18 protein-coding genes are annotated in these 26,491 nt (G+C 65.5%); 10 read left to right on the top strand and 8 right to left on the bottom strand.

Going from position 1 to position 26,491, the window contains the following annotated elements; all coding sequences use genetic code 11:
- Nucleotides 1–178: 178 nt before the first annotated feature.
- From BGP17_RS10835 to lepB, 4 genes are all read left to right on the top strand, one after another.
- On the top strand, nt 179–1,072 hold the full coding sequence (locus tag BGP17_RS10835; protein WP_286711927.1) for a 2-dehydro-3-deoxygalactonokinase: 894 nt from the start codon (nt 179–181) through the stop codon (nt 1,070–1,072).
- Nucleotides 1,069–1,674 carry a 2-dehydro-3-deoxy-6-phosphogalactonate aldolase gene (locus tag BGP17_RS10830; protein ID WP_286711926.1) on the top strand — a complete coding sequence of 202 codons (606 nt, stop codon included), beginning with the start codon at nt 1,069–1,071 and terminating at the stop codon, nt 1,672–1,674. The genes BGP17_RS10835 and BGP17_RS10830 overlap by 4 nt, the downstream gene beginning before the upstream one ends.
- A 163-nt stretch (nt 1,675–1,837) precedes the next feature.
- On the top strand, nt 1,838–2,161 hold the full coding sequence (locus BGP17_RS10825; RefSeq protein ID WP_286711925.1) for a hypothetical protein: 324 nt from the start codon (nt 1,838–1,840) through the stop codon (nt 2,159–2,161).
- A gap of 85 nt (nt 2,162–2,246) precedes the next feature.
- Nucleotides 2,247–3,071, top strand: a complete 825-nt coding sequence (gene lepB, locus BGP17_RS10820; RefSeq protein WP_286711924.1) for a signal peptidase I — start codon at nt 2,247–2,249, stop codon at nt 3,069–3,071.
- Nucleotides 3,072–3,115: 44 nt separating this feature from the next.
- Here lepB and BGP17_RS10815 read toward each other — a convergent pair whose 3' ends face one another.
- Nucleotides 3,116–3,310: a hypothetical protein gene (locus tag BGP17_RS10815; RefSeq protein WP_286711923.1), complete on the bottom strand. Its 195-nt coding sequence runs from the start codon at nt 3,308–3,310 to the stop codon at nt 3,116–3,118.
- A 26-nt stretch (nt 3,311–3,336) separates the two neighbouring features.
- On the opposite strand from BGP17_RS10815, the gene BGP17_RS10810 reads away from it, so the two are divergent.
- Complete coding sequence (locus BGP17_RS10810) at nt 3,337–3,981, top strand: DUF1989 domain-containing protein (protein ID WP_286711922.1); 645 nt, start codon at nt 3,337–3,339, stop codon at nt 3,979–3,981.
- Between the two features lie 76 nt (nt 3,982–4,057).
- On the opposite strand, the gene BGP17_RS10805 is transcribed toward BGP17_RS10810, so the two are convergent.
- Complete coding sequence (locus BGP17_RS10805) at nt 4,058–6,433, bottom strand: hypothetical protein (protein ID WP_286711921.1); 2,376 nt, start codon at nt 6,431–6,433, stop codon at nt 4,058–4,060.
- A 17-nt stretch (nt 6,434–6,450) separates the two neighbouring features.
- Complete coding sequence (locus BGP17_RS10800; protein WP_286711920.1) at nt 6,451–8,748, bottom strand: heparinase II/III domain-containing protein; 2,298 nt, start codon at nt 8,746–8,748, stop codon at nt 6,451–6,453.
- Between the two features lie 307 nt (nt 8,749–9,055).
- On the opposite strand from BGP17_RS10800, the gene BGP17_RS10795 reads away from it, so the two are divergent.
- A complete protein-coding gene (locus BGP17_RS10795; protein WP_286711919.1) occupies nt 9,056–11,935 on the top strand; it encodes a TonB-dependent receptor plug domain-containing protein in 2,880 nt (959 codons plus the stop codon).
- A gap of 95 nt (nt 11,936–12,030) precedes the next feature.
- A complete protein-coding gene (locus tag BGP17_RS10790) occupies nt 12,031–12,693 on the top strand; it encodes a putative 2OG-Fe(II) oxygenase (protein ID WP_286711918.1) in 663 nt (220 codons plus the stop codon).
- An 82-nt stretch (nt 12,694–12,775) separates the two neighbouring features.
- On the opposite strand, the gene BGP17_RS10785 is transcribed toward BGP17_RS10790, so the two are convergent.
- From BGP17_RS10785 to BGP17_RS10770, 4 genes are all read right to left on the bottom strand, one after another.
- Complete coding sequence (locus BGP17_RS10785; RefSeq protein WP_286711917.1) at nt 12,776–14,728, bottom strand: alpha/beta fold hydrolase; 1,953 nt, start codon at nt 14,726–14,728, stop codon at nt 12,776–12,778.
- 74 nt (nt 14,729–14,802) lie between these two features.
- The gene (locus BGP17_RS10780; protein WP_286711916.1) at nt 14,803–16,653 is read right to left on the bottom strand and encodes a glycoside hydrolase family 97 protein; all 1,851 of its coding nucleotides are present in this window, start codon (nt 16,651–16,653) and stop codon (nt 14,803–14,805) included.
- A gap of 68 nt (nt 16,654–16,721) precedes the next feature.
- Nucleotides 16,722–17,906, bottom strand: coding sequence for a glycoside hydrolase family 88 protein (locus tag BGP17_RS10775; protein WP_286711915.1), 1,185 nt, complete (start codon nt 17,904–17,906; stop codon nt 16,722–16,724).
- Nucleotides 17,907–17,913: 7 nt separating this feature from the next.
- Nucleotides 17,914–19,215 (bottom strand): oligosaccharide MFS transporter, encoded by a 1,302-nt coding sequence (locus BGP17_RS10770; protein ID WP_286711914.1) that lies wholly within the window; start codon nt 19,213–19,215, stop codon nt 17,914–17,916.
- A gap of 254 nt (nt 19,216–19,469) precedes the next feature.
- On the opposite strand from BGP17_RS10770, the gene BGP17_RS10765 reads away from it, so the two are divergent.
- Nucleotides 19,470–20,558: a LacI family DNA-binding transcriptional regulator gene (locus BGP17_RS10765; RefSeq protein WP_286711913.1), complete on the top strand. Its 1,089-nt coding sequence runs from the start codon at nt 19,470–19,472 to the stop codon at nt 20,556–20,558.
- Between the two features lie 6 nt (nt 20,559–20,564).
- On the opposite strand, the gene BGP17_RS10760 is transcribed toward BGP17_RS10765, so the two are convergent.
- Nucleotides 20,565–22,295 carry a glycoside hydrolase family 43 protein gene (locus BGP17_RS10760; RefSeq protein ID WP_286711912.1) on the bottom strand — a complete coding sequence of 577 codons (1,731 nt, stop codon included), beginning with the start codon at nt 22,293–22,295 and terminating at the stop codon, nt 20,565–20,567.
- A 145-nt stretch (nt 22,296–22,440) separates the two neighbouring features.
- Between BGP17_RS10760 and BGP17_RS10755 the strand changes: the two genes are divergently transcribed.
- Both BGP17_RS10755 and BGP17_RS10750 read left to right on the top strand, forming a co-directional pair.
- Nucleotides 22,441–23,361 carry an ROK family protein gene (locus tag BGP17_RS10755; protein WP_286711911.1) on the top strand — a complete coding sequence of 307 codons (921 nt, stop codon included), beginning with the start codon at nt 22,441–22,443 and terminating at the stop codon, nt 23,359–23,361.
- 160 nt (nt 23,362–23,521) lie between these two features.
- Nucleotides 23,522–26,425: a TonB-dependent receptor gene (locus BGP17_RS10750; protein ID WP_286711910.1), complete on the top strand. Its 2,904-nt coding sequence runs from the start codon at nt 23,522–23,524 to the stop codon at nt 26,423–26,425.
- Nucleotides 26,426–26,491: the final 66 nt, after the last annotated feature.

Genomic DNA, 26,491 nt, shown 5'->3' with positions numbered 1-26,491 from the left:
GGGGCGTGCCCGCGCTCGCCGGCTATGTCGGCAATCGATCCGGCTGCCGGGCCGCCGCCCGGACCCCGCCGCCGCCCTTGTCCGAGCGGGCGACAGCCCCAGCCGATAGCGCCATCGAGAAACAGGCAAATAGAGAATGACTCAGACTGTCGGTGCCGCGGCGGGCGACTGCGAGGGCGTGTTCGACGCGAACGTCAGCTTCATTGCGGTGGATTGGGGCAGCACCACGCGGCGCGTCTATTCTCTTGGTCGCGACGGCAGGCTGGTCGATGCGCGGCAAGCGCCGCTCGGCGTTGCCGGCCTCGCCCCTGGACAGGCACGGGCGGAGGTCGCCGCCTTGCGCGCCCGGCTCGGGAAACGGCCGATGCTGCTTGCTGGAATGATCGGATCGGACCGTGGCATCGGCGGCGTCGGCTATATCGCCTGCCCCGCCGGTCTCGACGACATCACGGCAGGACTCGTCGAGATCGATCCATATGGCGCAATCGTGCCCGGCCTCGCCGAATGCGAAGGCTTGCATCGCGATGTGATGCGCGGCGAGGAAGTGATCGTCCTGGGCGCGGTGGTCGATGGGAGCGTTCCACCCGACGCAATGGCCTGCCAGCCCGGCACCCATAACAAATGGGTGACGATCGAGCGGGGATGTGTCACCGGCATTCGCACGTTGATGACCGGCGAAATCTTCGGCTTGGTCCGTGACCACGGCCTGATCGCGCCGCTGATGACCACGCCGCCCCGCGACGACGGGGCATTCCGTGAAGGCGTCGAGGCCGGCCTTGATGGGCGCGGCGCGTTCGCGGCGTTGTTCTCCGCACGGGCACGTGCGCTGCTCGATCCGAGGCTTGCCGAAACGACGTCGAGTTACGTATCCGGCCTGCTGATCGGCGACGATGTGCGCGTCGGACTCGCTGGACATTCGGGACCTGTCCATGTTCTCGGGAGCGGGGAACTGGCCGGCCTCTACCGCAGCGCGATCGACGCTGCCGGGTATCGATCGATCGAGGTCGACAGCACAACGGCTTTCCTCGCCGGCGCGCGGGCGATCGCACTAAGACTGGGATGGCTACAATGAGAATCGAGGAAATCCCCTTCATCGCGATCTTGCGCGGAGTGCGGCCCGAAGAGGTCGAGGCAATCGGCACCGCGCTGGTCGATGCGGGGATCCGGGCGATCGAAGTGCCGCTCAATTCCCCCTCGCCGATCGAAAGCATCGCGCTGTTGGCAAGACGTTTCGGCGCCGCCGCCCTTGTCGGGGCAGGTACGGTCCTGGACCTCGCCAGCGTGGCGGCAGTCGCCGACGCGGGGGGACAGCTGATCGTTGCGCCCAACACGGATCGGACGGTGATCGCCGCCGCGGCTGGCAGAGGCCTGATCACCCTGCCGGGCTATCTCACGCCGACCGAGGCTTTCACGGCCATCGACGCGGGCGCAACGGGGCTCAAGCTCTTTCCTGCCGAAGCCGCTGGCCCGGCCGTCCTGCGCGCCCATCGTGCCATTCTGCCCCCCGAATTGCCGGTCTATGTAGTTGGCGGCATCACGCCGGCTTCAGTTGCCGCATGGCATGCTGCCGGGGCGACCGGTTTCGGTCTGGGCTCGGGGCTCTACAAACCAGGCATGGCCGCGAAGGAAGTCGGAGAGCGCGCCCGCGCCTATCTGGCCGCATTACCTTCTTGATGCCGAGCGCGCATGGCGATGCACCGGCGAGGTCGCGGTGCCTCTCCCGACCGGCCTGACGTCCGCATGACTATCCTTGATGCGGATGTCAGTCGCTGATCGAGCGGTAGCCCTCGGCCCCTGACGCTTGTAGAAGCGGAAGATCGAAAGTCCGGAGAGAGACATGGACGCCAAGAAGAATGTGACGCTGGAGGTTCGGCTTCCCGATGTCGCCAAGGCCGCGTTCATGGAGCATTGCCGAAAGCAGGATCGCACCGCCAGCGAAGCGATCCGCGTGTTCATCGATGCACAACTCGATCCCAGGCCGGCGACGAAGCGGCGATCCTGGTGGCGCGTCGTCCTGGCATGGGCCCTCGGCTTGGCGTTCGGCGCCGGTCTGGCCGTACCGTCCTTGGCACGTTCAGAGCGCAGCCCGGCGCCGTCTTTCGCTCAGCTCGACACCAATCACGACGGCGTGCTGACGCCGGACGAGTTCGACGCACGCTAGCTGAAACTTGTCCGGACACGAATTGCGGAGCGTCCGGACACGTTCGCATTGGATGGGCGGCGCGCGGTCTGATTGATCGGGCCGCATGACAGACACTGCCGCCGCCCAACCATCCACCCGTTCGACCTGGCGCGTGGAGCTTCGCTATTTCGCGCTGCTCGCGCTGCTCGCGCTGCTCGTGTTCTCGCTGCACAGCTGCGTCGGGAAACCATTCTACATTCCGTCGGAATCGATGATGCCCGGGTTGATGGCCGGCGACCGGCTGATCCTCAGCAAATACCCCTATGGCTGGTCGTACATCTCGCCCAGCTTTCACATTCTGCCGTTCATGCACGGCCGGCTGTTCGGCAGGCTGCCCGCGCGCGGTGACGTGGTGGTCCTGACCCCGCCGGGCGACGATCGTCGCGGCGAGGACCTGATCAAGCGCGTGATCGGGTTGCCGGGCGACACGGTACAGATGGTCGGCGGGCGCCTGTGGCTCAACGGCAAGCCTGTCCAGGTTCGCGACGAGGGACTGAAGCCCATCGCGATCGACGGCAATTTCCGCTGCGCCGGACGTGTGTCCGCGGGAGAATGCCGGCTGCACATGATCCGGGAAACCCTGCCGGGCGGGGCAAGCTACGAAACGATCGACCTGGGGCGCAGCCGGCTGGACGATACCGCGCCCTATGTCGTTCCCGCCGATCACGTCTTCGTGATGGGCGACAACCGCGACAACAGCTCCGACAGCCGCTTGCCGTTGGACGAAGGCGGCCTTGGCGGGGCGATCCCGGTCGAGAACATCAGCGGCCGCGCCGAGTTCATCACCTTCTCGCTGAGCGGCGACGCCGGCTGGAATCCGCTCACCTGGCACTCGGCCTTTCGAATGGAGCGCACCGGAACGACATTGCGCCCCGACAAACCACGGTGATTCCATACCGTCGACGCGCTCAGCTGCCCGGTTGCGAGTTGCATCTAGCGTTCCCTCTCCTCCGATGGGGCGGGCAGCTGCTCGGTCGTGCCGTCCTGGATGGCGATGCCCTGTTCCAGCACTTCGGCTACGATCCGTAACTCCTTGGCGCTGCGCTTGTCGAACGCAGCCTCACCGGCTGATCTGTTGCTATCCAGAACATCCCTCAGTTGCGAATAACCCGTATAATCTACTGGCACCCAACCTCTCAGAAAGGGCCACCAAGATGAGAACGCCGCGAAAGTACGTCGTCGAGCCTCAGAGTGGCTGTTCCATCCGAGTTGCACTGGGCGAGCATATCACCGTGGCCGATCCGGACGGACAGCAGGTAGCGGACCTTTGGGCCATTGCGCCTAGAGGATCCATCGACTGGGTCAGTACTGACCATACCCGGGATATCAATGAGAAGATGTTTCCGGATGTGGGGGATAGCTTCTACAGCAAGCAAAGCGAACCGCTGTTGACGCTGATTGAATCCAGCTCTCCCGGACCTCATGATATGCTCTTTCCGCCTTGCGACGATGCGCTTTACGTCAGGGCCGGCTTCCATGGGCATCCCAATTGCCGGGACAATTTTTTGAAAGCGCTGTCGCGCGAAGGTGTCACGCTACCTATTGTTCCAGACCCTGTGAACCTGTTTCAGAACTCGCCCCCGCAGCCAGACGGGCGATTGGAGGTGCTTCCCTCCATCAACCCACCAGGCGGTTACGTTGTTCTTCGCGCCGATGAGGATTTGCTCATAGTCGTAACGGCGTGCTCAGTTGATTTTCACCCGACCAACGGCAGCAAATGTACATCGATAGAAGTCACCATTAGCCAGGGTCAGGACCCTTTGATGTGGGGGCCGCGATCTGATCCAGCCTTGCACTAAAGCGCCTTCCGCGCAGTGACTGAAATTGGGCCGCAAGTAGACAGGCGGTCATGAGACCGCCTGTCCGGCGGGCTCATTACATCCCAGAGTAGAAGATCACGGTGGAGAGTGGCTCCATCTGGAGTGTGCTGCCGGCGGGCATGGCGTTGCCTGAAAGCAACTCGTTACCGCCATGCTGCGGCACCTGGAATGCGAAGCGCTTCGTCTCGCTCATGTTCACAGCAATCGTGTAGCCGGCATAGCGCATGACATAGCTGTCCCCGCGTCCGGCGAATGGGCTATCCTCGCCGGGCTTCACGGTCACGCCCGCAGGCGGCTGGACCATCGGCAGCGCCTCACCCGCCTCCGCCAGCGAGACGCCGTACCCCTTGGTGACACCCTCATTCTTGAGCAGGACAGCTTTGTCCGGCCGAGTCCAGCTCTGGCCACTCGGGGTGAAGCCGGTATCGACCGCCACGGTCGCGATGCGATTGCCGCGCGGCCCCGAGAGCCACACCCGCCCGAGATTGGTGACGCCGCGGTTCGCGCGCCAGTAGAGCGAGGCATAGAAGCGCTCCTTGCCGCGCTTTACCGCCACCACGCCGTCCTCAGGGTCGGCGAAGGCGAAGTCGGGCTGATCCTCGCCCATCGGCAGCCTCGCGGCAGAGGGTCGCATGTTCGCCAGGGCCATCACATCGTCGATCACATTCAGGAAGCCATAGGTGACCCGAAAGCCCTTGTCCTTCATGTGTTCCTGAAGCGTCGGCCATAGCTGATTGTCTTCGACCATCTGCTGGGCGTAGCCGACCAGCCGCGGATCGCCCGTGATCACCGCCGCCTCGAAGGGACTGGCCGCGCCGGGCCTCGGGCGCTGCAGATACGTCACTTCGCCGGGGGACTTGAGGTCGCGCCATCCGATGTCGCTCATCATGCGCATGGCGCGCTTGCCCTCATCGTCCGTCGAGGGATAGCGGAACGGCATACGCGCGCGCGCGATCTTCGCGAGCTGGTCCCGGATCTTCGCGTCACCCGGCGCGCCCGGCGACGGCCGCGTCGCATCATAGATGATGCCGACCCAGTCCAGCACCTCGCCATAGTTGCCGACATAGCCCAGCTCACGCGTGAGCCCGGTTCGGGTCACGAGATGATATCCCTTCGGCACCCGATAGGGCTGGGCCTTGGTGCCGTCCGGTCCCCCGGCGTCGAAGCTGTGCCCGCCATCGGGCATGTCGTCGCCGCGCCACTCCTCGATCCCGACGGCCTCATAGAGATAACGCCGAGCCTGGTCCTCGGGCATGGCCCTGGAAGGATCGAGGACTGCCACCCCGCGATTGGCCATGTAGATGCCGAAACAGTCCACGATCATCGACTGGTTGGTGTAGAAGCGCCGATGCGTGCGCAACCATTCGCGGCTTGCCAGCAGCATCTCGAGATAGGCAGCGCGGCGCGTCGTGCGCCCGCCATTCTTCCACGCGATTTCCTGATCGAGATACGGCGCATAGGCTGCGGGATCGAGTGCCAGCGACGCGCCGATCGGCCCGAACCCGAACCAGTCGGGATTCCAGGTGCTCTTCTCGTAGCGGACGATCGTCGGGTCCTTGGCATAGGCGGCGGCGAAATCGTCCATGCCCTTCACGATCGTGGCGAGAAGGCGCGGATCCCCGGAGAGCTTGGACCAGCTCTTGTGGCGCATCTGCGCCAGGAACGAGATTTCGTGCTGTCCGAGCGGACGCTGCGCCTTCAGCAATCCCTCGACCGCGCCCTCCAGCCGAGCGCGGATCTGGCTGAGCACCTCGCTTCCAGGCGCGTTCGGCGCGATGCGCCCCAGTCCTTCGCGCAGGGGCGCCGGCATGATGACCCCATCGTTTGCGCCGGCGGGCCCGGTCGCCCAGGGGTCGGTGTGGACCGATAGCGCATAGAGTCCGCGCGACGGACCGGTCATCGCCTTCTGAAACTTGTCGAAGTCCTCGGCGTACGAGAAGATCGGGCCGGTGGCCTCGATCCTGCACTCGATCGAAGTCCGCCCCTTGGTGACCGCATTGGGCAAGGCGGTCGTGCGATAGAAGAACGCTCCTGGGAACTGGGCGGCATGCGACCCGAAATCGAATGCGTCGTGATCGCTCAGCAGCCGGTCCCCCACCTGCTTGCCGCCGCAAAACAGGATCAGATTGCCGTCGACCGCGTCCCCGCCCCACAGGCGCACGCTGAGATAATTGAGCCGGTCCGGCACCACGGCGATCTTGAAGGCGACGCTGCCTCCCTGCCAGCCATCGGCCTTCAACGGGTCGAGCCGCAACCCCTGCTGGCCGAGTCCACCCGGCAAAAGCGCGCCGGCCGCGACGGCGACACCATGGCTGCGCATCGACGCTTCCTGGCTGAAATCGATGGTGTCGACCGGCGCGGTCTGCGCGATCGCCATCGGACTTGCGCAGGTCATCAGTCCCGTGAGGACAAGGGAACGGATCGTGGTCATTGGCTGAATTCCTCGGATCACTTCGTGAGATCGGGGTTTTGGATCGGTTCGAGCAACGCGGTTCCGCCCCTGCAGGGGACCGTCGTGCCGAGCTGGATGGAAACCTTGCATGCGAGGCGCACGCGCGCGGACGGCTGCCGGGACAACTCGACCCTGCCACTGGTCAGATCGACATGCGCGAAGACCTTCGAGAGGGAATCGAGCAGGACTTGCTCGTCTTTGCGCACATAGCTGCCGTCCGCGACGAAGAACCGATCGGGGGAAGTGCCCCGCGACGTTCCCGCCGGCCAGCTGATGGCGAGCAGATAGGCATCGGTCTCGAACCCGCCGAGCGTCGCGTTGGCATTGCGATGTCGAAGCCGGCCGTCGGCGAGCAGGTTGAGGTAGACTTCGGTGACGCGCTCGGCGCCGGAGATCCGCAGCCCGATCCAGTTGACGCCCTCGAGGCGCTCGATCCTGGCGGGGGCGCTCCGCGACTCAAGGGGCTGGATCGCGACGACGAACTTCTCCCGCTCGCTCTTGCCCGCCGGCTGGAAGCCAAGATAGGTCTGCTTGGCCTTGGGGTCCTCGTCCTTGAGCCCTTCATGCTCGACCAGCCGCATCGCCTCGGGATAGTCGGTAGGGAGGCCAGCCTCGGGAAAGGGTTGCGGAAACAGCGGCCGCACCGCGACGGCCGCGTCGCCATCCTCGATGCGAAGCACCTGTCCGCTCCGCCTGGCAGTCCCTTGATAGTGCAGCAGCCATTCGAACTGGCCGACGTCCCAGCTCTTCAGGTCGTCGATGATCAGGATCGTATCGCCGATCCAGAGGATGTTACGGAAATTGCGCTGGAAGTTCCGCGAGGTCGGCCCCGTCGCATCGGCCCATAGGTAGCGGAAGCCCGGCGCGTCGATGAGATGATCGACGCTCCCCATGAAGCGCGACCCGTCATAGAGGTCGCTCGGCGGCTCGGCCTTTCCGTCGATCGTCACGACATTGTGCGCGACGCTCTGCCGGTAATAGCCGTCATATTCGGGCGTCGCGTAGGACGAGTGCCCCGAGTCCGCGAGCAGCGCCTTGCCATGATGATAGAGAATGAAGCTGCCCGCATCGGCATGGTTGTGGTTCCAGGTGAAGCCCGACTTGAGCGCGAACATCGTCGCCCCTTCCGCCCAGCTGTTGCGCATCGTGACCAGACCCTGGCTCGGGAAGATCGCCGCAGTCGGCAGGCCGGCCGTGCCGGCGCGCGCGCGGTCGGCGGCATCGGGCAAATAGGGAAGATTGGTCGCGTCGCCCCACGCATCCTTGTCGGCGACGCCGGCGAAACCATCGATGTAGCGCAGATACGCGGGATCATGGTCGCCCAAGGCCCAGAGGTCGGCCAGGGTGTGGCAGCCGCAACTCGGCGGGCGGCTGTCACCGAAGTTCAGGGAAACCCACCCCCCGGCCTTCGGATAGCTTGCCGCCAGGAAATAGCTGGCGGTCCGTGAAATGCCAGGGATCGCCGCAGCCGGACTGCCAAAGGCTTCCTGCCAGCTACGTCGGAACAACATCAGACTGTGCAGGCCCAGCTCGGCATAGCCGATCGTCTCGGAATAGGCGCCGTCCGGACCAAAGGTCGCGGGCTTGGACTCGAAACGCGAGCCGGCATATTCGAACCATTCGACGCCAGCCTGATCGATGCGCCTCGCCCATTCCGCCGCCCTTGGTTCGTCGCGCAGAATCGCGAGCACGCCGACACCTGCACCGAAGACGATATGCCCCCACCAGTTATGGCCCATCGTGTCGAGCGCATGGATGCGCCGCCGCCCATCGACCCAGTCGTCCAGGATCGGCGCAATCGCCCCGCGCACTAGGCCAGCGACGATCGTCCGCCGGTCCTTGAGGGAGAGCGTGTCACGGATCGCATCATAGGCAATACCGTAGCTGGCCGCGGCGAACCCCATGCCCAGGTCCGAGCGCCAGGGCGGATCGCGCCTGGCCAGAGGCAGGTCGGTAAGCCAGTCGGACGTCGCCGCGCGCTGCAGCAGCAAGGTACGTGCGCCGTCGGCGAACCGTTGCTCGCCGGTGATCCGATAGGCCAGAGCCAATGCTTCGAGGGCCGCATCGATGCGCCGCGGATCACCAGGCGCCTTGGCGAGCGCAGCCTCGGCAAGGCGATATTGCGCCTGCCATCTGGCCACCGCGACCGGGTCGCTGGCGACCAGGCGCTTCGCACGCGCGATGTTCGCCGCATTGAACGACAAGGTCGCGCCCGAGCCCGCAGACTGCGCATGCACGATCCCCGGAGTCGCCGCCAGCAGGAGCGCCGCGAGCGTTCGCGCCAGATAGGCCATCAAGACTGTTCCTCCCCGTCACCACTTGGTTCGCCGCGCGTCGCGACGTCGGGTTAACGATATCGCCGTCTTGCGTGCGGCGTTACGTGGATATTGCACGCGGGCCGGAGCGCCGGTCAATCTCATAGAGACAAAAAAAGCCACTTGCGCGTCACGGCAGTTTAGGTATCGTTACCAGTAACACTGAGTCGGCCTGAGCAAGGGACCGCCGGTGAAGCTGCCGCACGAGACGGCAATGGGAGGGGAAATGAACGGCATGATTCCACAACGGCGTGTTATTGCCGGTTCGCGAGCGGCGGCCGTGCTGATGGCCACTGCATCGCTCATCGCCCTCGGCACCGCGGAAGCGCAGACGGCACCCGGCGGCGCCAAGAAGGGCCGGAGCACGGAGGCACCCGCCGACGCGAGGCCCGTCGCGGGGTCGCAGGAACAGCCGGCGGACGCCGCGCCCGCGCCGCGCGAGGAGGAAATCATCGTCACCGGCGTTGGCGCCGCCACTTCGGCGCGCAAGGCGAACGTAGCCTATTCGGTCCTCAGCGAGGACGACATGTCGAAGTTCACGCCGATCAGCGCTGACGACATGCTCCGCGACATGCCGGGCGTCGTCGTGGAGTCGAACGACGGCGTGGCGCGCAACGAAGTCTTCACGCGCGGCATGACGATCGGCACCGGCTCCAACACTTCCGGCTATTTCTGGACCACGATCCTCGAGGACGGGCTTCCCGTGGTGCCGTTCAAGTTCGGCGGGTTCCAGGACGGCTATTTCTACCGCGCCGACATTTCCACCAGCCGCGTCGAAGCAGTCCGCGGCGGCTCCTCGGCGACCGCCGTGTCGACCTCGGTGGGCGCGACCTTCAACTACATCACCGGCGCGGTCAAAGCCGGCGCCAGCCTCCAGACGCGCATCGGCTTCGAAGGCGACGATCTCCACCTCTCGTGGAAGCAGATCGACGGACAATATGGCTGGACCAACAAGGAAGGCGATTTCGGCATCGGCGTGAGCGGCTTCTATCGCAAGTCCAACGGCCAGGTGACTCCCGGATATGACGTCAACCACGGCGGCCAGTTCAGGGTCCGCGCGACGAAGCAATATGATACCGGAAATGGCTCGGGCATGTTCGTCGTCGCCTACAAGCATCTGGACGACACCAACGCCGAACTGACCGCGTTCCAGCAACCGGTGTACGGCTTGTCGAGTGCGGAGGAGATCCCGGGGTTCGGACGCGATGCCAACCTTTTCCTGAAGGGCGGAAAGCAGACCGTCCCTAATTATTTCAAGCCGGGCACGCATACGCTCGATCCAAGCGAAAGCTTCCGGTACCGTCAGGACGCTTCGTCGCTGAACTGGACGCATCACACCGACAGCGGCTGGAACTTCTCCGCGGCGTTGCGCGCCCAGCGCTCGACCTATCGCGGGCAGGGCTACAAGACCGACACGCCCGTCTCGCTGACTGCCTCGGCAGCGGAGCGCGAGCGCTACGGCCTCAGCATCAACAATCTCGACCGCACGCCCGGCTTTTATGAGTTCCGAGACGGAAACGGGAACCTTGTCGCGCGCGTCGCGAACAATGTGAACGGCTCGCAGCTGGGCACGAACTACCGCACCGGCGCTGCCTGCCCTCGCGTCACCCAAACCACTTTCCAGGCGAGCAGCCTGTGCGTGACCTATAACGGGCTGCCCAACCGCGACATCGACGTGCGTGGCGGTGTCGTCACGGCAACCACGCCCAATGCAAACGGCACCTATACGACGGCGACTCTGCCTACCGGCACGTCGTCGCAGGACCTGGTGCTGCGCACGCGCGTCGAGGACAGCTATCGTTCGTCCAACGACATCATCGCCAACTTCGCCGCTGGTCACGAGACGCGCCAGTTCGCTATCAACGTCGGCCTCTATTTCGCGCGCTCGAAGCAGGTCAACCAGAGCTGGGCGAACGGCCAGGGTCTGTCGGCCTGGGGCGATGGGCAGGTCCAGAACCTCAACGTGACCTATGTCACGCAGTCCGGCACGACCTATCAACTGACGGACCCCGGCGGCTGGGGCTATTACGGTACCGGCCTCTTCGCGACGGTGAATCAGAATGCGCGGATCACCGAAATCGCGCCGCGCGGCGAAATCCGATGGTCGCCGAACCCCCACTGGGACTTCAACGCCAGCTTCAAATATGATCACTTCGCGGCGACCACGCATTCGGTAACCTATGACACGCGCAATTCGGGTGCGACGTCGCTCGCCAACGGTGGCCTGGATGGCAATCCGCTGACTGTGTACGACAACCTCTATTCCGTGGTCACGCCGAGCAAGGTGATCTCGGCAAAACGCACCCTCGGAGTGTGGAACTACAGCGCGGCCCTTGGCTACAACATCAACGCCAACCACAAATTTTACATCCGCTACACCGACGGCAAGCAGCCGGCGATGGGCATTGTCCAGCGCTATACCACGCAGGCGACATTGGTTCGACCACTTGGCCCGACGGCCTATGTCAAGGGCTACGAGATCGCGTACACGTTCGCCACCCGCCGGGTGAGTGGCGCCATCACCTACTTCAAGCAAGACTTCGCGGTGAATGACTACCCCACCGCGATCGACACGGACAACGTCACCACCTATCTGCTGCCCGAGAATTTCAACACCTACTTCTCGCGTGGCGTCGAGGCATGGGCCAAGGTTCGGGTGACCAAGGCGTTCGAGTGGTCGCCGTCGGTAACTTTCCTGAACGGCAAGACGACCGCTGCCTATAATTGGCTCAACACCGGCGCGAATGGGCTGGGCGCATCGGACGATGTGCTGCGCATCGACTCGGGCACGCTCGCGCGCTCTCCGCGATGGACGATCAGCAACGTCCTGTCGTATCGGCTGGGTGACGTCCGCCTGAACCTGCGGCATCGCTGGATGTCCGCGCGTCGACTGAGCACCAACGCGCTCGACCTCCGCGAACTGCCGAAGCAGGATAATTTGGACGCGTCCATCCAGTGGGAGCCGAGCCGCGGCACGCGTCTCACCTTCGATGTCCGCAACGTGATGAACAAGCAGTACATCTCTGCCTATGACGCGGTGCTGGGCACGAACCTGCCGTCGGGCCTTCAGGCCTACGACGTTGTCCAGCAGTTACCGGACACCACCTTCCTTCTGCGGCGTAACCCACCCCGGTCGATGTGGCTGACCTTCCGCCAGGACTTCTAGGTCGGCTCGATCGGGTCTAACTCGGGGCGGGGGAACGAAAGCGCTCTCCCGCCTTTCCTTTGACTGCGACGCGGTCGACGACGCCCGAGGCCCCGATGCCCAACGAACATAATCTGCAGCTTGTCGCGCCGTTCAGCCCGACGATCCTCAGGGCCACCATGCCGCCCGCCGCAGTCGAAGCGCTCAACGCCCATGCCGATGCGATCCTCGCCTCGCAAGACGAGGCAGCCGCACGCGACTGGTCGCGCCACCTGGCCGGCGTCGTCAGCCATGAGACCCGGGTTACCGATCTGATCGAGCAAATGCCGGTCTTTTCCGACTTCCTCTACGACGTGGCGCGCACCTTCACCTATCGCTGCGAGAATGCGCTGATCCACTTCGCCGACTATGACTCGACCGATGAATTGCGCGACACGAAGCTGCGCATTCAGGTCAAGGAAGGCTGGATCAACGACATGGTCGCCGGGGACTATAACCCGGTCCATTTCCATCAGGGTTGCCACTTCAGCAGCGTCGGCTTTCTTGCGCTGCCGCCCGGTTTCGATGCCGAATTCGCAGCCGACAAGGCCGCGCAGAATACCGCCGGCTGCCTCCAGTTCATCGACAGCCGCAGCGCGCTCGGCGTCAAGAACCTCTTCACGGTGAAGCCGGCGGTTGGCGACTTCTACCTGTGGCCCTCCTGGATGCTGCACTGCGTCTACCCGTTCAAGAGTCCGGGCCTGCGCCGTTCGATTGCAATCAACCTCGCCTTGGTCTGAACGCGCGCCTTGCCGCGACCGATCGGCGGCCCAGCCGATTCCGTGCGTTCGGCAAGGCTGCTATGCGCGCGCAGAGCCCGGGCTAGCGGGCATCGACCGACTTCAGGAACTCCAACATCGCGTCGGTGAAGGCTTGCGGCTGCTCGAGGTTCGCCACGTGCCCCGCATCCGCAACGATGACGGTCCGCACGTCGGGCAGCAATGGGGCCAGCAGGTTGGGCTGGTTCGCCACCGTCTCCGGCGTCAGGATCAGCGTCGGCATGTCCGGAGCGCGCCGCCGGAGAGCCGCCGCGGCGGCACGGCCGAGGATGAGCCGCGGCTCGACATTCAGCGGTTGCCAGGCGGACCACATCGAGATCATCTTCCAGAGATGGGGCCGGATAGTCTCGACCCGGCTGCCTCCCTGCGCGGTGAGCTGGTCGAGCCAGTCCCGCTTGAATTGCCAGACGCCCTTTTGGCGCAAGGCGGCAATCTCGCGCCCGCGCATCTCGCGGGCGGCGTCCGTCCAGGGTTCGTCGAAGCCCGGATAGAAATCGAAGATATCCCCGCTTGCGGCGATCGCGGACAGAAGGCGATCCGGATGGAGCGCGAGCATATCGGTCGCGACGGCGCCGCCCAGCGAGAGGCCGGCGACATGGGTGCGCGCGATCCCGAGACGATCGAGCAGCGCGACCAGATCGGCGGCGTGGGTGAAGGGCGTGTCGACAACCGGTAGGGACGAACGGCCATAGCCGCGCAGGTCGTAGCGTATCACCTGGTAGCGTAGCGCCAGCGCCGCGACCTGGGGATCCCACATCGTCCGGTCGAACGAATGGCCATGGAGCAGCACCAGGGGAGGCCCGTCGCCACACGCCTCCCAGTAGAGCCGACCATCCGGCACCGGCGCATATCCGCGCCTCCAGTCCACCCGGCCGAGGTCGGTAGCCGCATCGCGGACGACATGGGACACTACCGGGCTACTCAGAAAGGCGTTGAAGCCCCGCGCTGCGGCCCTGGGAACATCAACCTTGGCGATCACCATCCCGTGCGTGCCTGCACGGCGATCGATCCAGGGATAGGCGCCCGCCCATCCCGGACTGCTGACCAATGTCGCCTCGCCCGCTGCTCCAGTTTCCTCCCGCCATTCTCCCAGCCCATAGATGTCGGTACGATCGCTCACGCGCGCCTGGTCGACATATTGCATCGCGGCCACCCTGGCGCCGCGAACCTGATCGGCCTGCATTTCCGAAACCGCAGCCCGGCTGAGGAACTGACGGCCGCCCACCGAGCCGCCGGCTTCGATCATGGCCAGGAACTTCATCATGTCGCGCGCGCTGGTGTGCAGCCCCCCGCCCAGCATGGGTCCGAAGCCATGCTCCGGCGATACCGGGGTGAAACCGGACTGCGACATGCCAAGCGGGCCGCCGATCAGCGTCCGGAAGAGCGCGTCCCAATCCCGATTGGCGGCAATCTCGGCCATGCGCCCCGCGACCTGCATCGCCAGACCGCCATATTTGAAGCGCGCGCCCGGCGCCGCATCCGCGGGCAGGATGCGGATATGGTCCACCGCTTCCGCCAGGCTGGCATAATTGTCGACGGGGCGGTCCGCCGGCTGATAGTCGGGGTAACCGGCCGTGTGGGACAGCAGCTGGCGCAACGTTGCGCGCGCCATCATCGGATTCAATCCCTCGACGAAGCGCCCCGCCCGATCTTCCCACCGCAGAACCCCGCGATCCACCAGCGCGGCGATCGTTGCGGCAGCGACCCATTTTCCCGCGGAGGCGACATGTTCGACCGTCTCGGGCCCAAAGCCGCCATAGTGGCGCTCGAAGACCGTCCGCCCCGCCCGCGCGACGATGACGCCCACCCCGGTATAGACGCCCTCCTCCATCCATCGGCGTACCAGCGCGTCGACCTGGTCAGCGCCGTATCGCCATGGATCGTCGGGAGCGGCGAGCGGCGCGGCGGCCGCGGCCCCGAACGGGAGGAGGGCAGTGGCGGCGAAACTCCGCAAGACTGCGCGCCGGCAGAACTCGCCCGGTGGATCCTTCGGCATGGCGCCTCTCCAGTTTCCCAGACCTATCGCGATGCTCGGGCGTCGTTACCGACCCGAATAGCCTGACCCGCCGGTCACGCGGGCTCGAAGATGACCGCCTGGCCGCCGCTCGCCGCGAGGCGGAGCGTGAACTGCGAATCCGCCATGACCAGCTCCTCGCTGAGCACGACCGGCGTCTCGAACGCCTGCTCGGCCCGCACTCCGTCGGCGAAGCGCCGCGCCTTCCAGCGCCCCCGCCCGAGAAAGGAGAGCGATATGGTCAGCGTGCGTGCGTGCTCGTTGGTCAGGGCGCCGAGATACCATTTGCCCCTGGCCCTGCGTGCCACGGCGACATGCTCGCCGATCGCGCCCGACAGGGCAGCGGTGGCTTCCCAACTGGTCGGGCATTCGTCGAAGAAGGCGAGCTCGGGCCATTGCCGCCCCGCATATTTGTCAGGCCGGTCGTACCAATAGAGGAATGTCAGCGGATTATAGTAGATCGCCGCCATTGCGAGCTGATGGGCATTTGTCGTCTGGTTGCGCGGGTTGGCGAAGCAGATCGTATAGTCGATCGGCCCCGACAGCGCCCGCGTGAAGGGCAGCGTGCAATTATGGGTCGCGGTGGGGAACTGCTCATTCCCACGAACGCCCTCCAGAGCGATATAATTGGGATAGGTCCGCTCGAGACCCGCCGGGCGCAGATTATCGTGCAGATTGACCATCAGGCCATGCTCGCCGCACACCTTCACCAGGTTGGTGATGAAATCGACATCCGATTGACGGCCTTCCCAGATGAAGCCGAACTTGATGCCGGCCACGCCCCAGCGCCGATAGGTCTTCACGATGGCGTCGAGCTGGCGCATCGCGGGCACGCGATCGACATAGAGGATCATGCCCAGGCCCTTGGAGCGGGCGTATTTGATCACTCTTTCGATGTCGATCGCGGGAATCGAATAGGTCGCATCGCTGGCATCGGTACCGTCGCCATACCAATGCGCGTCCCATTCGACATAATCGAGCTTGCGCGCCGCAGCGAAGTCGACCACGTCGAGGCCATCCTGGGTGGTGTATTTGGCGATGCGCATCGCGCGCCCCGGCTTGATCCAGGAGACGTCGCCCAGACGGTTCGGGCTGGCGAGCGTCGGGATCAGATCCTGGCGCTCCAGCAGCGCCACCGGCGATGGGGCGGCGAGGACCACGCGCCAGGGCGCATCGAACGGCGCGGGCAGGCTGAACTTGTCTTCACTCGGGGTGTCTCCCGGCCCGGAATAGCCCGTCGCGCGTCCGGGAAAGCGCATCAGATAGGTCTCCACCCCGGTTCCCGCGCTCTTGAGCATGACGCGTGGATAGTGGAGCCGGTCGGATTCGCTGATCAGCAGCGCCGAGCCGTCGGCCAGCGTGACAGTCAGCGGCGTGTCCGCCAGATCCCCCTTGTCGCAGCTCGCAGTGAGATCGGGGTGCGGAACCGGTGCGATCCGCGTCTGCACGGTGTGCTGGTAGCTGCCCTCGTCGCGGCTGGCATAGAGGGTAGCGTCGGTCGGCAGGTGGAAAGCGGTGCGCTCGCCGCTCAGGGTAAGGGTGCCACCGGGCGCCGAGAGCAGCCGCCAGCGTAGCGCCGCGCCGGCATCATAGGCGCGCAGCACCAGCGCGAAGCGGATGGAGCGCCTTGCATCCACGAAAGTCGCGACCAACTCGCCGCACGCCTCCGTGCTGTGGGTGCGGATACCATAGGGCGGTGCCCAGCTACCCTGTCGCCTGCGGGTGCTGACCGAAACCAGACTTGCACCAGGGCCGAGTTCGCCACCGTCCTCGAGCAGGAGCGCGAGCGGCGACGGCGCGACGACTTGCTTGCCGCGATAGACCATCGACCAGCGGAGGGTATCCGGGTCGATCTCGATGGCGATCTGGCGATCGGGCGATGTAACGCGCCGAAGCCGAGTGCGCATTTGTCCCTTGGCAGCTGCCGGCAGGGCAAGGGCACTGCCGACCACAAAGCCGCGACGCGTGGTCCTGATCACCAATATGCCCTCCAGATGCGGCGCATGCGGACAAGCGCCTCGAGATAGAAATAGTCGCCCCAGATGCAGCATTCCCCGACGCCGACCTTGTTGGGCATGTGATAGACCCCGTCCGCGAGCAGGCCGTTCGAACCCTCCAAGGGCGCCAGATGGTGCCGATCGATCTGACGGATCATCCCCCAGGCCGCCCGGGCGTAGAGATCGCGGGCGGGATCGGAGGCCGGCAGGTGGCGGATCAGCTCCAGAAGGCCGCAGGCGGCGATCGCCGCGGCAGAGGTGTCCCGCGGCTCCTCGCCGGCGGTGAAGATCAGGTCCCAGTAGCAGATCAGGTCATCGGGCAGGCGGTTGAGATAGTAATTCGCCAGGCTCGCCGAGAGGCGGACGAGATCCTCGCGCCCGCTATGTGCGAAGCCGAGCGCGAAGCCGTAGATGCCCCAAGCCTGGCCGCGGGCCCAGCAACTGTCATCGGAATAGCCCTGATGCGTCGTGCCGTAGAGCGGCGCGCCGGTCAGCGTGTCCATGTGGAAGGTGTGGAAGGTCGAGGCGTCGGGTCGGACCAGATACCGGGCCGCCTGGGTGAGGTGCTCCTCGGCCGCGTCCCGATAGTCCAGATCACCGGTCTGCTCGGATGCCCAGTAGAGCAGCGGGAGATTGAGATTGCAGTCTATGATCATGCGGCCCGCCTGGGCTGGGTCATCAAGGTCGCCCCAGGCCTGGATGACGCGCGCCTTGGGGTCATAGCGCTTGAGTAGGAGACGGGCCGCCGCGATCCCGGCGCGCTGGGCATCGACATTGCCCGTCAGCCGCCAGGAAGCGCAGGCCGAGGGCGTGTAGAGGAACCCCATGTCATGATGTGCGACATTGATCTCCTTGTCCGCCCGTTCGACGAAGGAGCGGACCTGGAGCTTGGCGGCGTCGCAGTAGCGCGCTTCCCCGGTCAATTCCCAGGCCAGCCACAGCATCCCGGTCCAGAAGCCGTTGGTCCATTCGATATTGCCGATGGCGGGATAGACGAGGCCCTCGCTCGACGGTGCGGGGAAGCGGTCGATGAATTCGGGCAGGGCACGGTCGATCCGTGCCAGGGCGCGTGCGATGGCGCCGTCCAGCTCGGCCGCACCGGGCAGCGGGATCGCGGCAAGGCTTTCGGCGCGCGCGAGCGGCTCGTGAACGATATCGGGCATATGTCCTTCAGCGCTGCAAAGGCGCGACGTCCGCCACGCTCTGGGATGTGGAAGTCGCCGCCATGGTTTCGGGGGCGTGGTCGAGCGGCCGGCCTCGGGCATCGGTGCGTGGGGTAGACGCTAGCGCGAACCAGCTCGCGGCCCAGAAGACCAGGGCGCCGAGCGCGATCAGCGCATAGGTCGCGGGGAAGCCTAGCAGGTCGTAGCTCTTGCCGACGATCGGCGAGAGGATCGCAAGGCCGAGCGAATGGCCGAAGCTGACGCCGACCAGATAGACGGTCGAGGCATGGCGGCTATCGAAATGATAGGCGATATAGCGGAAGATCGAGACGGCCAGGATCGGCAGCTCGATGGAATGGAGCATCTTGCAGGCCGAGATGGTCAGCGGACCGGTCGCCAGCGCCGACCCGCCGATCCGTACGATCATGATGCCGGCCGCGAGCAGCAGGCCGTGCTTGGCGCCGGTGCGCATGACGATGAAGGGCGCCACGGCCAGCATGCCGGCCTCGACGAAGATCTGGGCCGAGTTCAGATACCCGAACATGACGTTGCCCTCGGCGGGCGTGGGGAACATCGAGGCGAAGTAGAAGGGGAATTGCTGATCATAGACCAGGTAGAGGTTGGTCACGCCCAGGATGAGCACCATGAAGCCCCAGAATTTGGGCTGGCGGAGCACCGAGAGCGACTCGATCGGGGTGTGGGCCGCGGCAGCTTTGTCCGCCGCTTCGTCCGCCTCGATCCGGGTGGCGAGGATCACCGGAATCAGCAGCAGGCCGGCGGCCGAGGCAAGGAAGAAGTTGATCCGCGGGTCGAGATTGTAGAGCCTTCCCGAGAAGAGGGCGGCACTGGCGAAGCCCAGCGAACCCCAGAGCCGCGCGCGGCTATATTCGAACCCGTAGCGGCGGCCGACCCGGTCGACGAAGGATTCCAGCGCGAAGCTGCCCGCGATGAAGGTCAGGCCAAGATAGAGGCCGCCGACCGCTGCGCCCAGGAGCAGGTTCGCCCGCAGCAGCGGCGAATAGACAAAGGTGAAGAACAGGCCGCACAGCGTTACCATCGCCGCGATGAAGATCGGGACATGACGCTTCAGGCCGAAGCGGTCGGACAGGATGCCGTAGAGCGGCTGGCAGCACATGGCTGCGACGAAATTGGCCGAGAAGACCGTGCCGGCCTGTACGCCGCTCAGGCCGATTGGCCCCTTGAGCCAGATCGCCAGGAAGGACATCGCCCCTGCCTGCGCAAAGAAGAAGAGGTATAGGAATGCGCTCAGCAGCACGTAGTTGCGGCGCGCTTCTGGAGCTCGAACCAATTCTTCCTCCCCAACCCTGGACTCGACCAAGTCCTATTTTGGGGTATCGTTATCAGTATCCCTCCAACCGGGCAATCCGCCTCTCTGCATTAATTTCTATGAGGAATGCCTTGAACGCACGGCCCGCTGGCTCAGCAATCTCTGGTTGATCGACCGCCCGAAACTGTTATCGTAACCAGCATATCAGCGGGAATTCTGCGGCTCCGCCCGGATCGCAGGATTGCACGAAAACGAGACTTTTGGGGAGGGGCTGGGTGAGCGCCAAGCGAAGTCGTACGATAGACGAAGACGCGCAGCCTGGCGCGCGCAAGGCGGCGGTGACCGTGCATGACGTCGCACGGCATGCCGGCGTTTCGTCGATGACGGTATCGCGCGTCGTGAACGGCACCAAGGTGCGCGAAGCGCTGCGTGTGAAGGTCGAGGCCGCGATCAAGGAACTGAACTATGTTCCGAACGTCGCTGCGCGTGCCGCGCGCTCGGGCTCGATGCGGCTCGGCGTCCTCTTCAGCAATCCGCGCTCTTCCAATCTGGGCGACTTCCTGATGGGGGCGTTCCAGCAAAGCGGGCGCGAGGGAAGCCAGCTCGTGATCGAGCCGGTAGCAGCGCATCCCAATGCGATCGATGCGGTTCGCAAGCTTGTCGATGCGGGCGTCGACGGAATCATCCTGCCGCCGCCGCTTTGCGATTCGCTGGAGGCACTGGACATCGTCTGGCAGGCCGGAATCCCGGCCCTGAGCTTCTCGACGGCCGATCCGCGTTCGCATTCTTCGGCGGTGCTGATCGATGATTTCGAAGGCGCGCGCGCCATTACGCGCCACCTTATCGGGCTCGGCCACCGCGACATCGCCTTCATCCGGGGCGATCCCAAACATTCTCCGGCACTGCGCCGCGAGGAGGGCTTTCGTGCGGCGCTGGCCGAGGCGCGGCTGACGCTCGATCCGTCGCGCGTGGTGCAGGGGATGTTCACCTATCGCTCCGGGCTCGATGCCGGCCGCCACCTTCTCGATGTCGAACCGGACGCGCGGCCGACCGCGATCTTCGCCAGCAATGATGACATGGCGGCTGCGGTGGCGGCGGTCGCGCTTGGCATGGGGATCAAGATTCCGGGCGAACTCAGCATCGCCGGCTTCGACGATACCCCGATCGCCTCGCTGATGTGGCCGCAACTGACGACCGTCCACCAGCCGATCACCGAGATGGCGAGCCGGGCCGTCGAGATCATCACCGACTATCTGCGTCGCCGCCGCGGTGCCAAGGAGCCGACGGTGACGCACCATGTCGCACCATTCGAGCTGATGCTAAGGGATTCGACCGGACCAGTGCGATCGGCCACACCTGCCTGATACCGATCAGCGGGTCAGCCTGAACCAGTCGAATTCGGCATAGCCGACGGACGTCGCGCTGAACGCCGGCGTGCCCGAGGGCGCCTGGGCAAACAGGCCGATCTGCGCACCGACCCAGCGCCCCGGCTGGCTGGTGAACGCTTCTCCGAGCGGCGTGAAGCTGCGGCCGTCGAGGCTGTAGGAGAAGCGTATCCGCGCATGGGTCGAGCGCAGCATCGAGGGCCAATAGGGCGAGAAGTTCGGGATCGGATCGGCGACGGTCACCGGCTCCGCGCGCATCTGCAGCCAGATTTCCTGGTTGACGGCGACTGCAGGCCCGGCAGCGACGCGGTCGGCGCTGCCGGCGAGGTTGGCCTTCGACCGGACGACCTGGACGAGCCGCAGCGCGCCGTCCCGGCGCTCGATGCCGATCCAGCCATAGTCGGAGCCCAGGATCGCAAGGCCCGTGCGCTCGCCGTCGCGCAGGGGCGCGAAGCGGACCTTGGTCGTGGCGGCGAAACGCTCGGCCGGAAGCTTGCGCGACAGGAGATTTCCCGCCTCCCAGAGATTTGCCGGCGTTGATGCCGAAGCAAGGCGGAGCCAGCCCGCACTGCCCGAGCCGAGCCAGCCCTGCTGGGGATTAGCGTTCCATTGCCAGGCGAGCGACGGTCGACCGCCGTCGAACGCGTCATCCTGCTCGGGTGATGTCGCCGGCTGCCGCGGCAGGGCGGGCTTGCGGTACGCGAGCACCGGCTGACCGATCCCGTCGCCATCGGGGTCCTCGCCGATGATCGGCCAGCCGTCGCGCCACCGCATCGGTTCGAGCCAGACCCGACGGCCATAGCTGTCGGTATCCTGGAAATGGAGGAACCAGTCCTCACCCTTCTGGGTGCGGACCCAGGCGCCCTGATGGGGGCCGTTGATCATGGTGGAGCCCTGGTCGAGTGCGTCGCGCCCTTCCCAGGGGCCAGCGAGCTTCCTCGCGCGGAAGACGCCCTGCCAGCCGCCCTTGACGCTGCCGCTCGGCGCGAAGAGCCAGTACCAGCCGTCCCGCTTGTACAGCTTGGGACCCTCGGTCGTCTGCCATGGACGCTCGCCGATACTGGTGCGCACTTTCGGCATCACGTCGCCGAGGATGATCCGGCGGCCCGCGCCCAGCGTGCGCGTGCCCGCAGCATTCATCCGCTTGAGGGTGATGACGTTGGAGATGCCCGCGCGGCTGCCGGCATAGGCATGCGCGAGCCAGGCCGTCCCGTCATCGTCCCAAAAGGGTGCCGGATCGATGGCGCCACGCGTCGCGTCCACCAGGACGGGTTTCGACCAGGGACCCCTGGGATCCTTCGCGGTTACGACGAAGATGCCAAGGTCCGGATCGGGATAATAGATGTGGAACCGGCCGCGACGATAAGCCCAGGCCGGCGCCCAGACGCCGCCGCCACGGCGCGGCGTGGCGAAATGCCCCTCTGGCGCCAGGCGGGGCAAGGCATGGCCGATCAGCGTCCAGTTCACCAGGTCACGCGAATGGAGGATCGGCAGGCCCGGCACATTCACGAAGGACGAGGCGGTGAGATAATAGTCGCTGCCGACCCGGATGACATCCGGGTCCGAATAGTCGCCGGCGAGTACCGGGTTGCGGTACGTGCCGTCCTGCTGGTCGGAGAGCCAGGGCGCGTCCTGCGCCGATGACGGCGCACCGAGCAGCAACAGGCCGGCAGCGGCGGCTGCTCTGATGCGCTTGCCCTGCAGCCCGGCAGGCATTGCTCCGATCCCCTCCACCACCCCTCCTCCGGCGCGTTCGCCCGCATATTTTCCGGTTGGCACGCGCCAGTTCGCATGGCTATCTGCGCTCCAGATCAGATAACGTTATCAGTTCCATTCAGCAAGTGGGACGAGGGAGGATCCCATGCACGACGGCGGGGCGAATGCACTCTATGGTGCGATCGAAGCAGGCGGCACCAAGTTCGTCTGCGGCATCGGATCCTTCTCGCGCGGCTCGCTCGAGCAGATCCGGATCACGACCGGGGAACCAGCCGACACACTGGGCGAGGTCGTCCGCTTCTTCCGCGCCCAGGCCGATCGCTTCGGGCCGATCGCGGGGCTGGGGATCGGCAGCTTCGGGCCGCTGGACGTCGATCGCCATTCCCCAACTTATGGCAGGCTGACCACCACGCCGAAGCAGGGATGGCAGGGCATCGACCTGCTGGGCGCGGTGGCCGAGCCGCTGGGCCTGCCGACCATGCTGGATACCGATGTCAACGCGGCGGCCCTGGCCGAGGCGCACCTCGCCTTCGGCGATGGGCCCGGCGTGCTTGCCTATGTCACCGTGGGGACCGGCGTCGGGGTGGGATTTGCCGAGAATGGCAGGATCTGGCAGCGCCGCGCCCTGCCGGAGGCGGGCCACCTCCTGTTGCGCCGCCACGTCCTTCACGCGGATTTCCCCGGCGTCTGCCCCTTCCATGGCGATTGCCTGGAGGGGCTCGCCAGTGGACCTGCGATCCAGGCGAGCTGGGGCGCATCGCTCGACCAGCTGCCGAGCGATCATCCTGCCTGGCCGGCTGAGGCGGACTATATCGCCCAACTCTGTGCCGCCCTGCTGCTCACCGTCGCGCCCGATCGCATCGTGATCGGCGGCGGCGTCTTCAGTCAACATGCTCTCTATGCCGCGGTGCGGACCCGTACGCTTGCGATCCTGAGCGGCTACCGGCCCGACCTTTGCACGCCGGAGTCCGCCGAGACCGTGATCCGCCCGCCGGCCTGCCCCATCCCCTCCGGCCTGGGCGGGGCCTATCTGCTGGCCGCCCAGGCCGCCGTCGCACGGGGCTGAGCCGCGCCATCTCCATTTGCCGCAAATGGTGAAGCGCCGGTCAGGCGCGTTGACATGCGCTGGAAATATCGCCTAACAGGTAACGATACCAATAAATCCGCGGCGAAATTCCGACCGGATACGCGACGGGCCTCTGCGTGGGGTTCGGGGAGAGAGCCTGATGAAGCGACTTCATGTCATCGCAGCCTTGCTGTGCGCGACCACTGCCTGGCCGGCGCTTGCCCAGACGGGCGCGGGCGCCCCCGACGCCGCACCCCAGGCCGATGCGCCGCAGGTGGAAGAAGGGGCGATCGTCGTCACCGGCATGCGCGAGAGCCTCGCCAATGCCGTGTCGATCAAGCGCAAGGCCGCCGAAGTGGTTGACTCGATCACCGCCACCGATATCGGCAAGCTGCCCGATCCGAATGTCGCCGAGACGCTCACGCGCGTGCCGGGGGTCCAGGCGTACCGGTTCGGCGGTGAGGCAGCTTCGCCGACGGGCCAGGGCAGCGGCATCACGATCCGCGGCCTCAGCGGCCAGACCGCCTCGCGCACCAACGGCCGCGCCTATTTCAGCGCGGGCCAGCGCGAATTCAACATCGAGGGCACCAGCCCGGCGATGGTCGCCGGCGTCGATGTGTACAAGAATCCCTCGGCCGAGCATATCGAGGGCGGCATTGGCGGCATCGTCGACGTCCGCACGCGGCGCCCCTTCGACTTCAAGGGCCTGACGCTGACCCTGTCGGCCGGCGGCAAGTATAATGATTTTGTGGGCAAGGTGACGCCCGACTTCTTCGGCCTGGTGTCGGACCGTTTCGACATCGGGGACGGCGAGCTGGGCGTCATGCTCGCCGGCAGCTATCTGCGTACGATCAACCGCGGCGACAACACTCCGGCGCCCGCGGGCCTGAACTTCCGCCGCGCGATCGCCGCCAACAGCGCCGAATATGCGACCGGCGCCGCGAACGGGCTGTACAATCCTGCCTATGTCGGGCGTGCGGATATCGCCTATCTCGCCACCGTCGATCCCGCCACGGTCCCGCTGGCGGACCGCGCGAACCTGATCTCTGCGATCGCCGAGCAGCCGACGGTAGGCGATGAAATCTATGTCCGGACCCGCAAGGGCGCCAATGGCGTCGTCCAGTACCGGCCCCATCCCGGCCTCGAATTCTATGTCGAGGGCGTGTACAATTATTACCTGTACAATCAGGACTATAAGTTCCTGGCTCCGGTCGACAGCCGCTACGTCCAGAACCTGGCCACCACCGGGTTCAACGCGACCGAGGGCCTGGCCAATCGCAACGCCAATGGCGGCACCGACGACCTGCTGTCGGGACGGCGGATCACCAGCGGCACCTTCCTGGGCTCGACCTTCACTTCGACGGGCGGCAACGAGCACCGCGTCTATGAGACCGGCGTGGTGTCGGGCGGGGTGAAGTGGCAGGCGGCGCCGCGCTTCGACGTCAACTTCGACTTCACCTATGTGAAGGCCTATCAGAAGCAGGACAATCGCAACGTCACGCTCGCACCGCGCGCCGGTCTGGCCTGGGACATCACCCGCGACCTGACGCGCCAGCCTTCCTATTTCACGATCGCAGGGCCCGACCTCGGATCGGCCGCGAACTGGGTCTTCAACCAGTACACCAACGGCACCAACCAGACCTTTGACGACGATGGCATCGCCGCCGCACTGGACCTGAAATACAGGTTCGAGAACGCGCCGCTCAAGGACATCAAGTTCGGGCTGCGCTACGCGACGCAGAATGATTCCTATCGCAACTATTCGTTCGCGGGGAAGAACCTGACCACGAACGGCGCGGCGCTCGCCGCCAACCAGTCCAACGCGATCCTCGCCTCGTCCATGGCCGGCCTGGTCGGCCCCGCCGATACCGACTTCTTCCAGGGTCGCGCCGGCTATAGCGGGGGCTTCCTGATCTTCACGCCCAGCGCGCTTCTAGGCGACAATGTTCGCGGCGCATTCCCCCAGGCGGGCATTCAGCCCGAGAACGCGCTCAGCGAGAACCTGATCAACCGGCGTGAATTCCGCGAGAAGACCTATGCCGCCTATGCGGTCGCCGACTTCGGCTTCCTCGAGGACCGGATCACCGGCAATGTCGGCGTGCGCGCGGTCAAGACCGACACGTTCGTGCAGGCGCAGATCGGCACGACGAGCGGCATCGCGCCGCGCGATGCGAACACCTCCTATACGGACGTGCTCCCGACCGTGAACCTGTCGGGCAAGATCACCGAGAACACGATCCTGCGCTTCGGCTATGGCAAGGGCATTACGCGGCCCGATCCCGCCGCGCTCAATCCCTCGGTGGTCGTCAACCTGACCAGCGGCGTCGCCCAGGTCGGCAATGCCGACCTTCGGCCGCAACGTGCCGACAGCTTCGATCTGTCGCTCGAGCATTATTTCTCGCGGGCAAACTATGTCTCGGTGGGCGTCTTCTCGAAGAGGATCGACGGCTTCTTCAGCGCGACCTCGTCGTGCCAGACCGTGTCGGGCTTCACCTATACCGGCGTGACCGCCAATGGCTGCTCGAACGGCCAGTTCTTCGTGACCCAGACGGTCAATGCCCAGCGCGGCACCGCAAAGGGTGTCGAGGTCGCTGCCCAGACCTTCTTCGACTACGCCTTCCTACCGGACTTCCTGCACAAGTTCGGCGCCTCCGGGTCCTTCACCTACGTCGACACCAAGAATCCCATCCTGCTGGCAAGCGGGATCCTGGTGAACTCCGTCCAGCCGTTCACGTCGAAGTACAGCTACACCGTGGCCGGCATGTACGAGGACTCGTTCCTGTCGGCGCGGATCGTCTATACGCACCGGTCGTCCGCGCTGTTTACGTCGATTGCCGTCAATCCGGTCGACAGCCGCTATGCGCAGGGTTTCGGGCTGCTCGACGCTTCGCTGAACTTCAACCTGCCCCATAATTTCCAGCTGTCGGTGACGGCGTCGAACCTGACCAACGCCGCACCCAATCGCTTCTATGGCGAGCCGGGCTACGCGACCGGAATCGAGCGCCAGCATTACCGCAACGGCCGCGTCTTCGGCGCGGCGCTGCGATATAGCTTCGGGAACTGAGACCTCCAGCCCTGCCGGGGCGGCCGCCTGGCCGCCCCGCCCTTTCAAGGGCCATAGGAAGGAAAG

This window comes from Sphingomonas sp. 67-41 (assembly GCF_001899725.1).
Taxonomy (GTDB): domain Bacteria; phylum Pseudomonadota; class Alphaproteobacteria; order Sphingomonadales; family Sphingomonadaceae; genus Sphingomonas; species Sphingomonas leidyi.
This window is presented reverse-complemented; position numbering and strand designations above follow the sequence as displayed.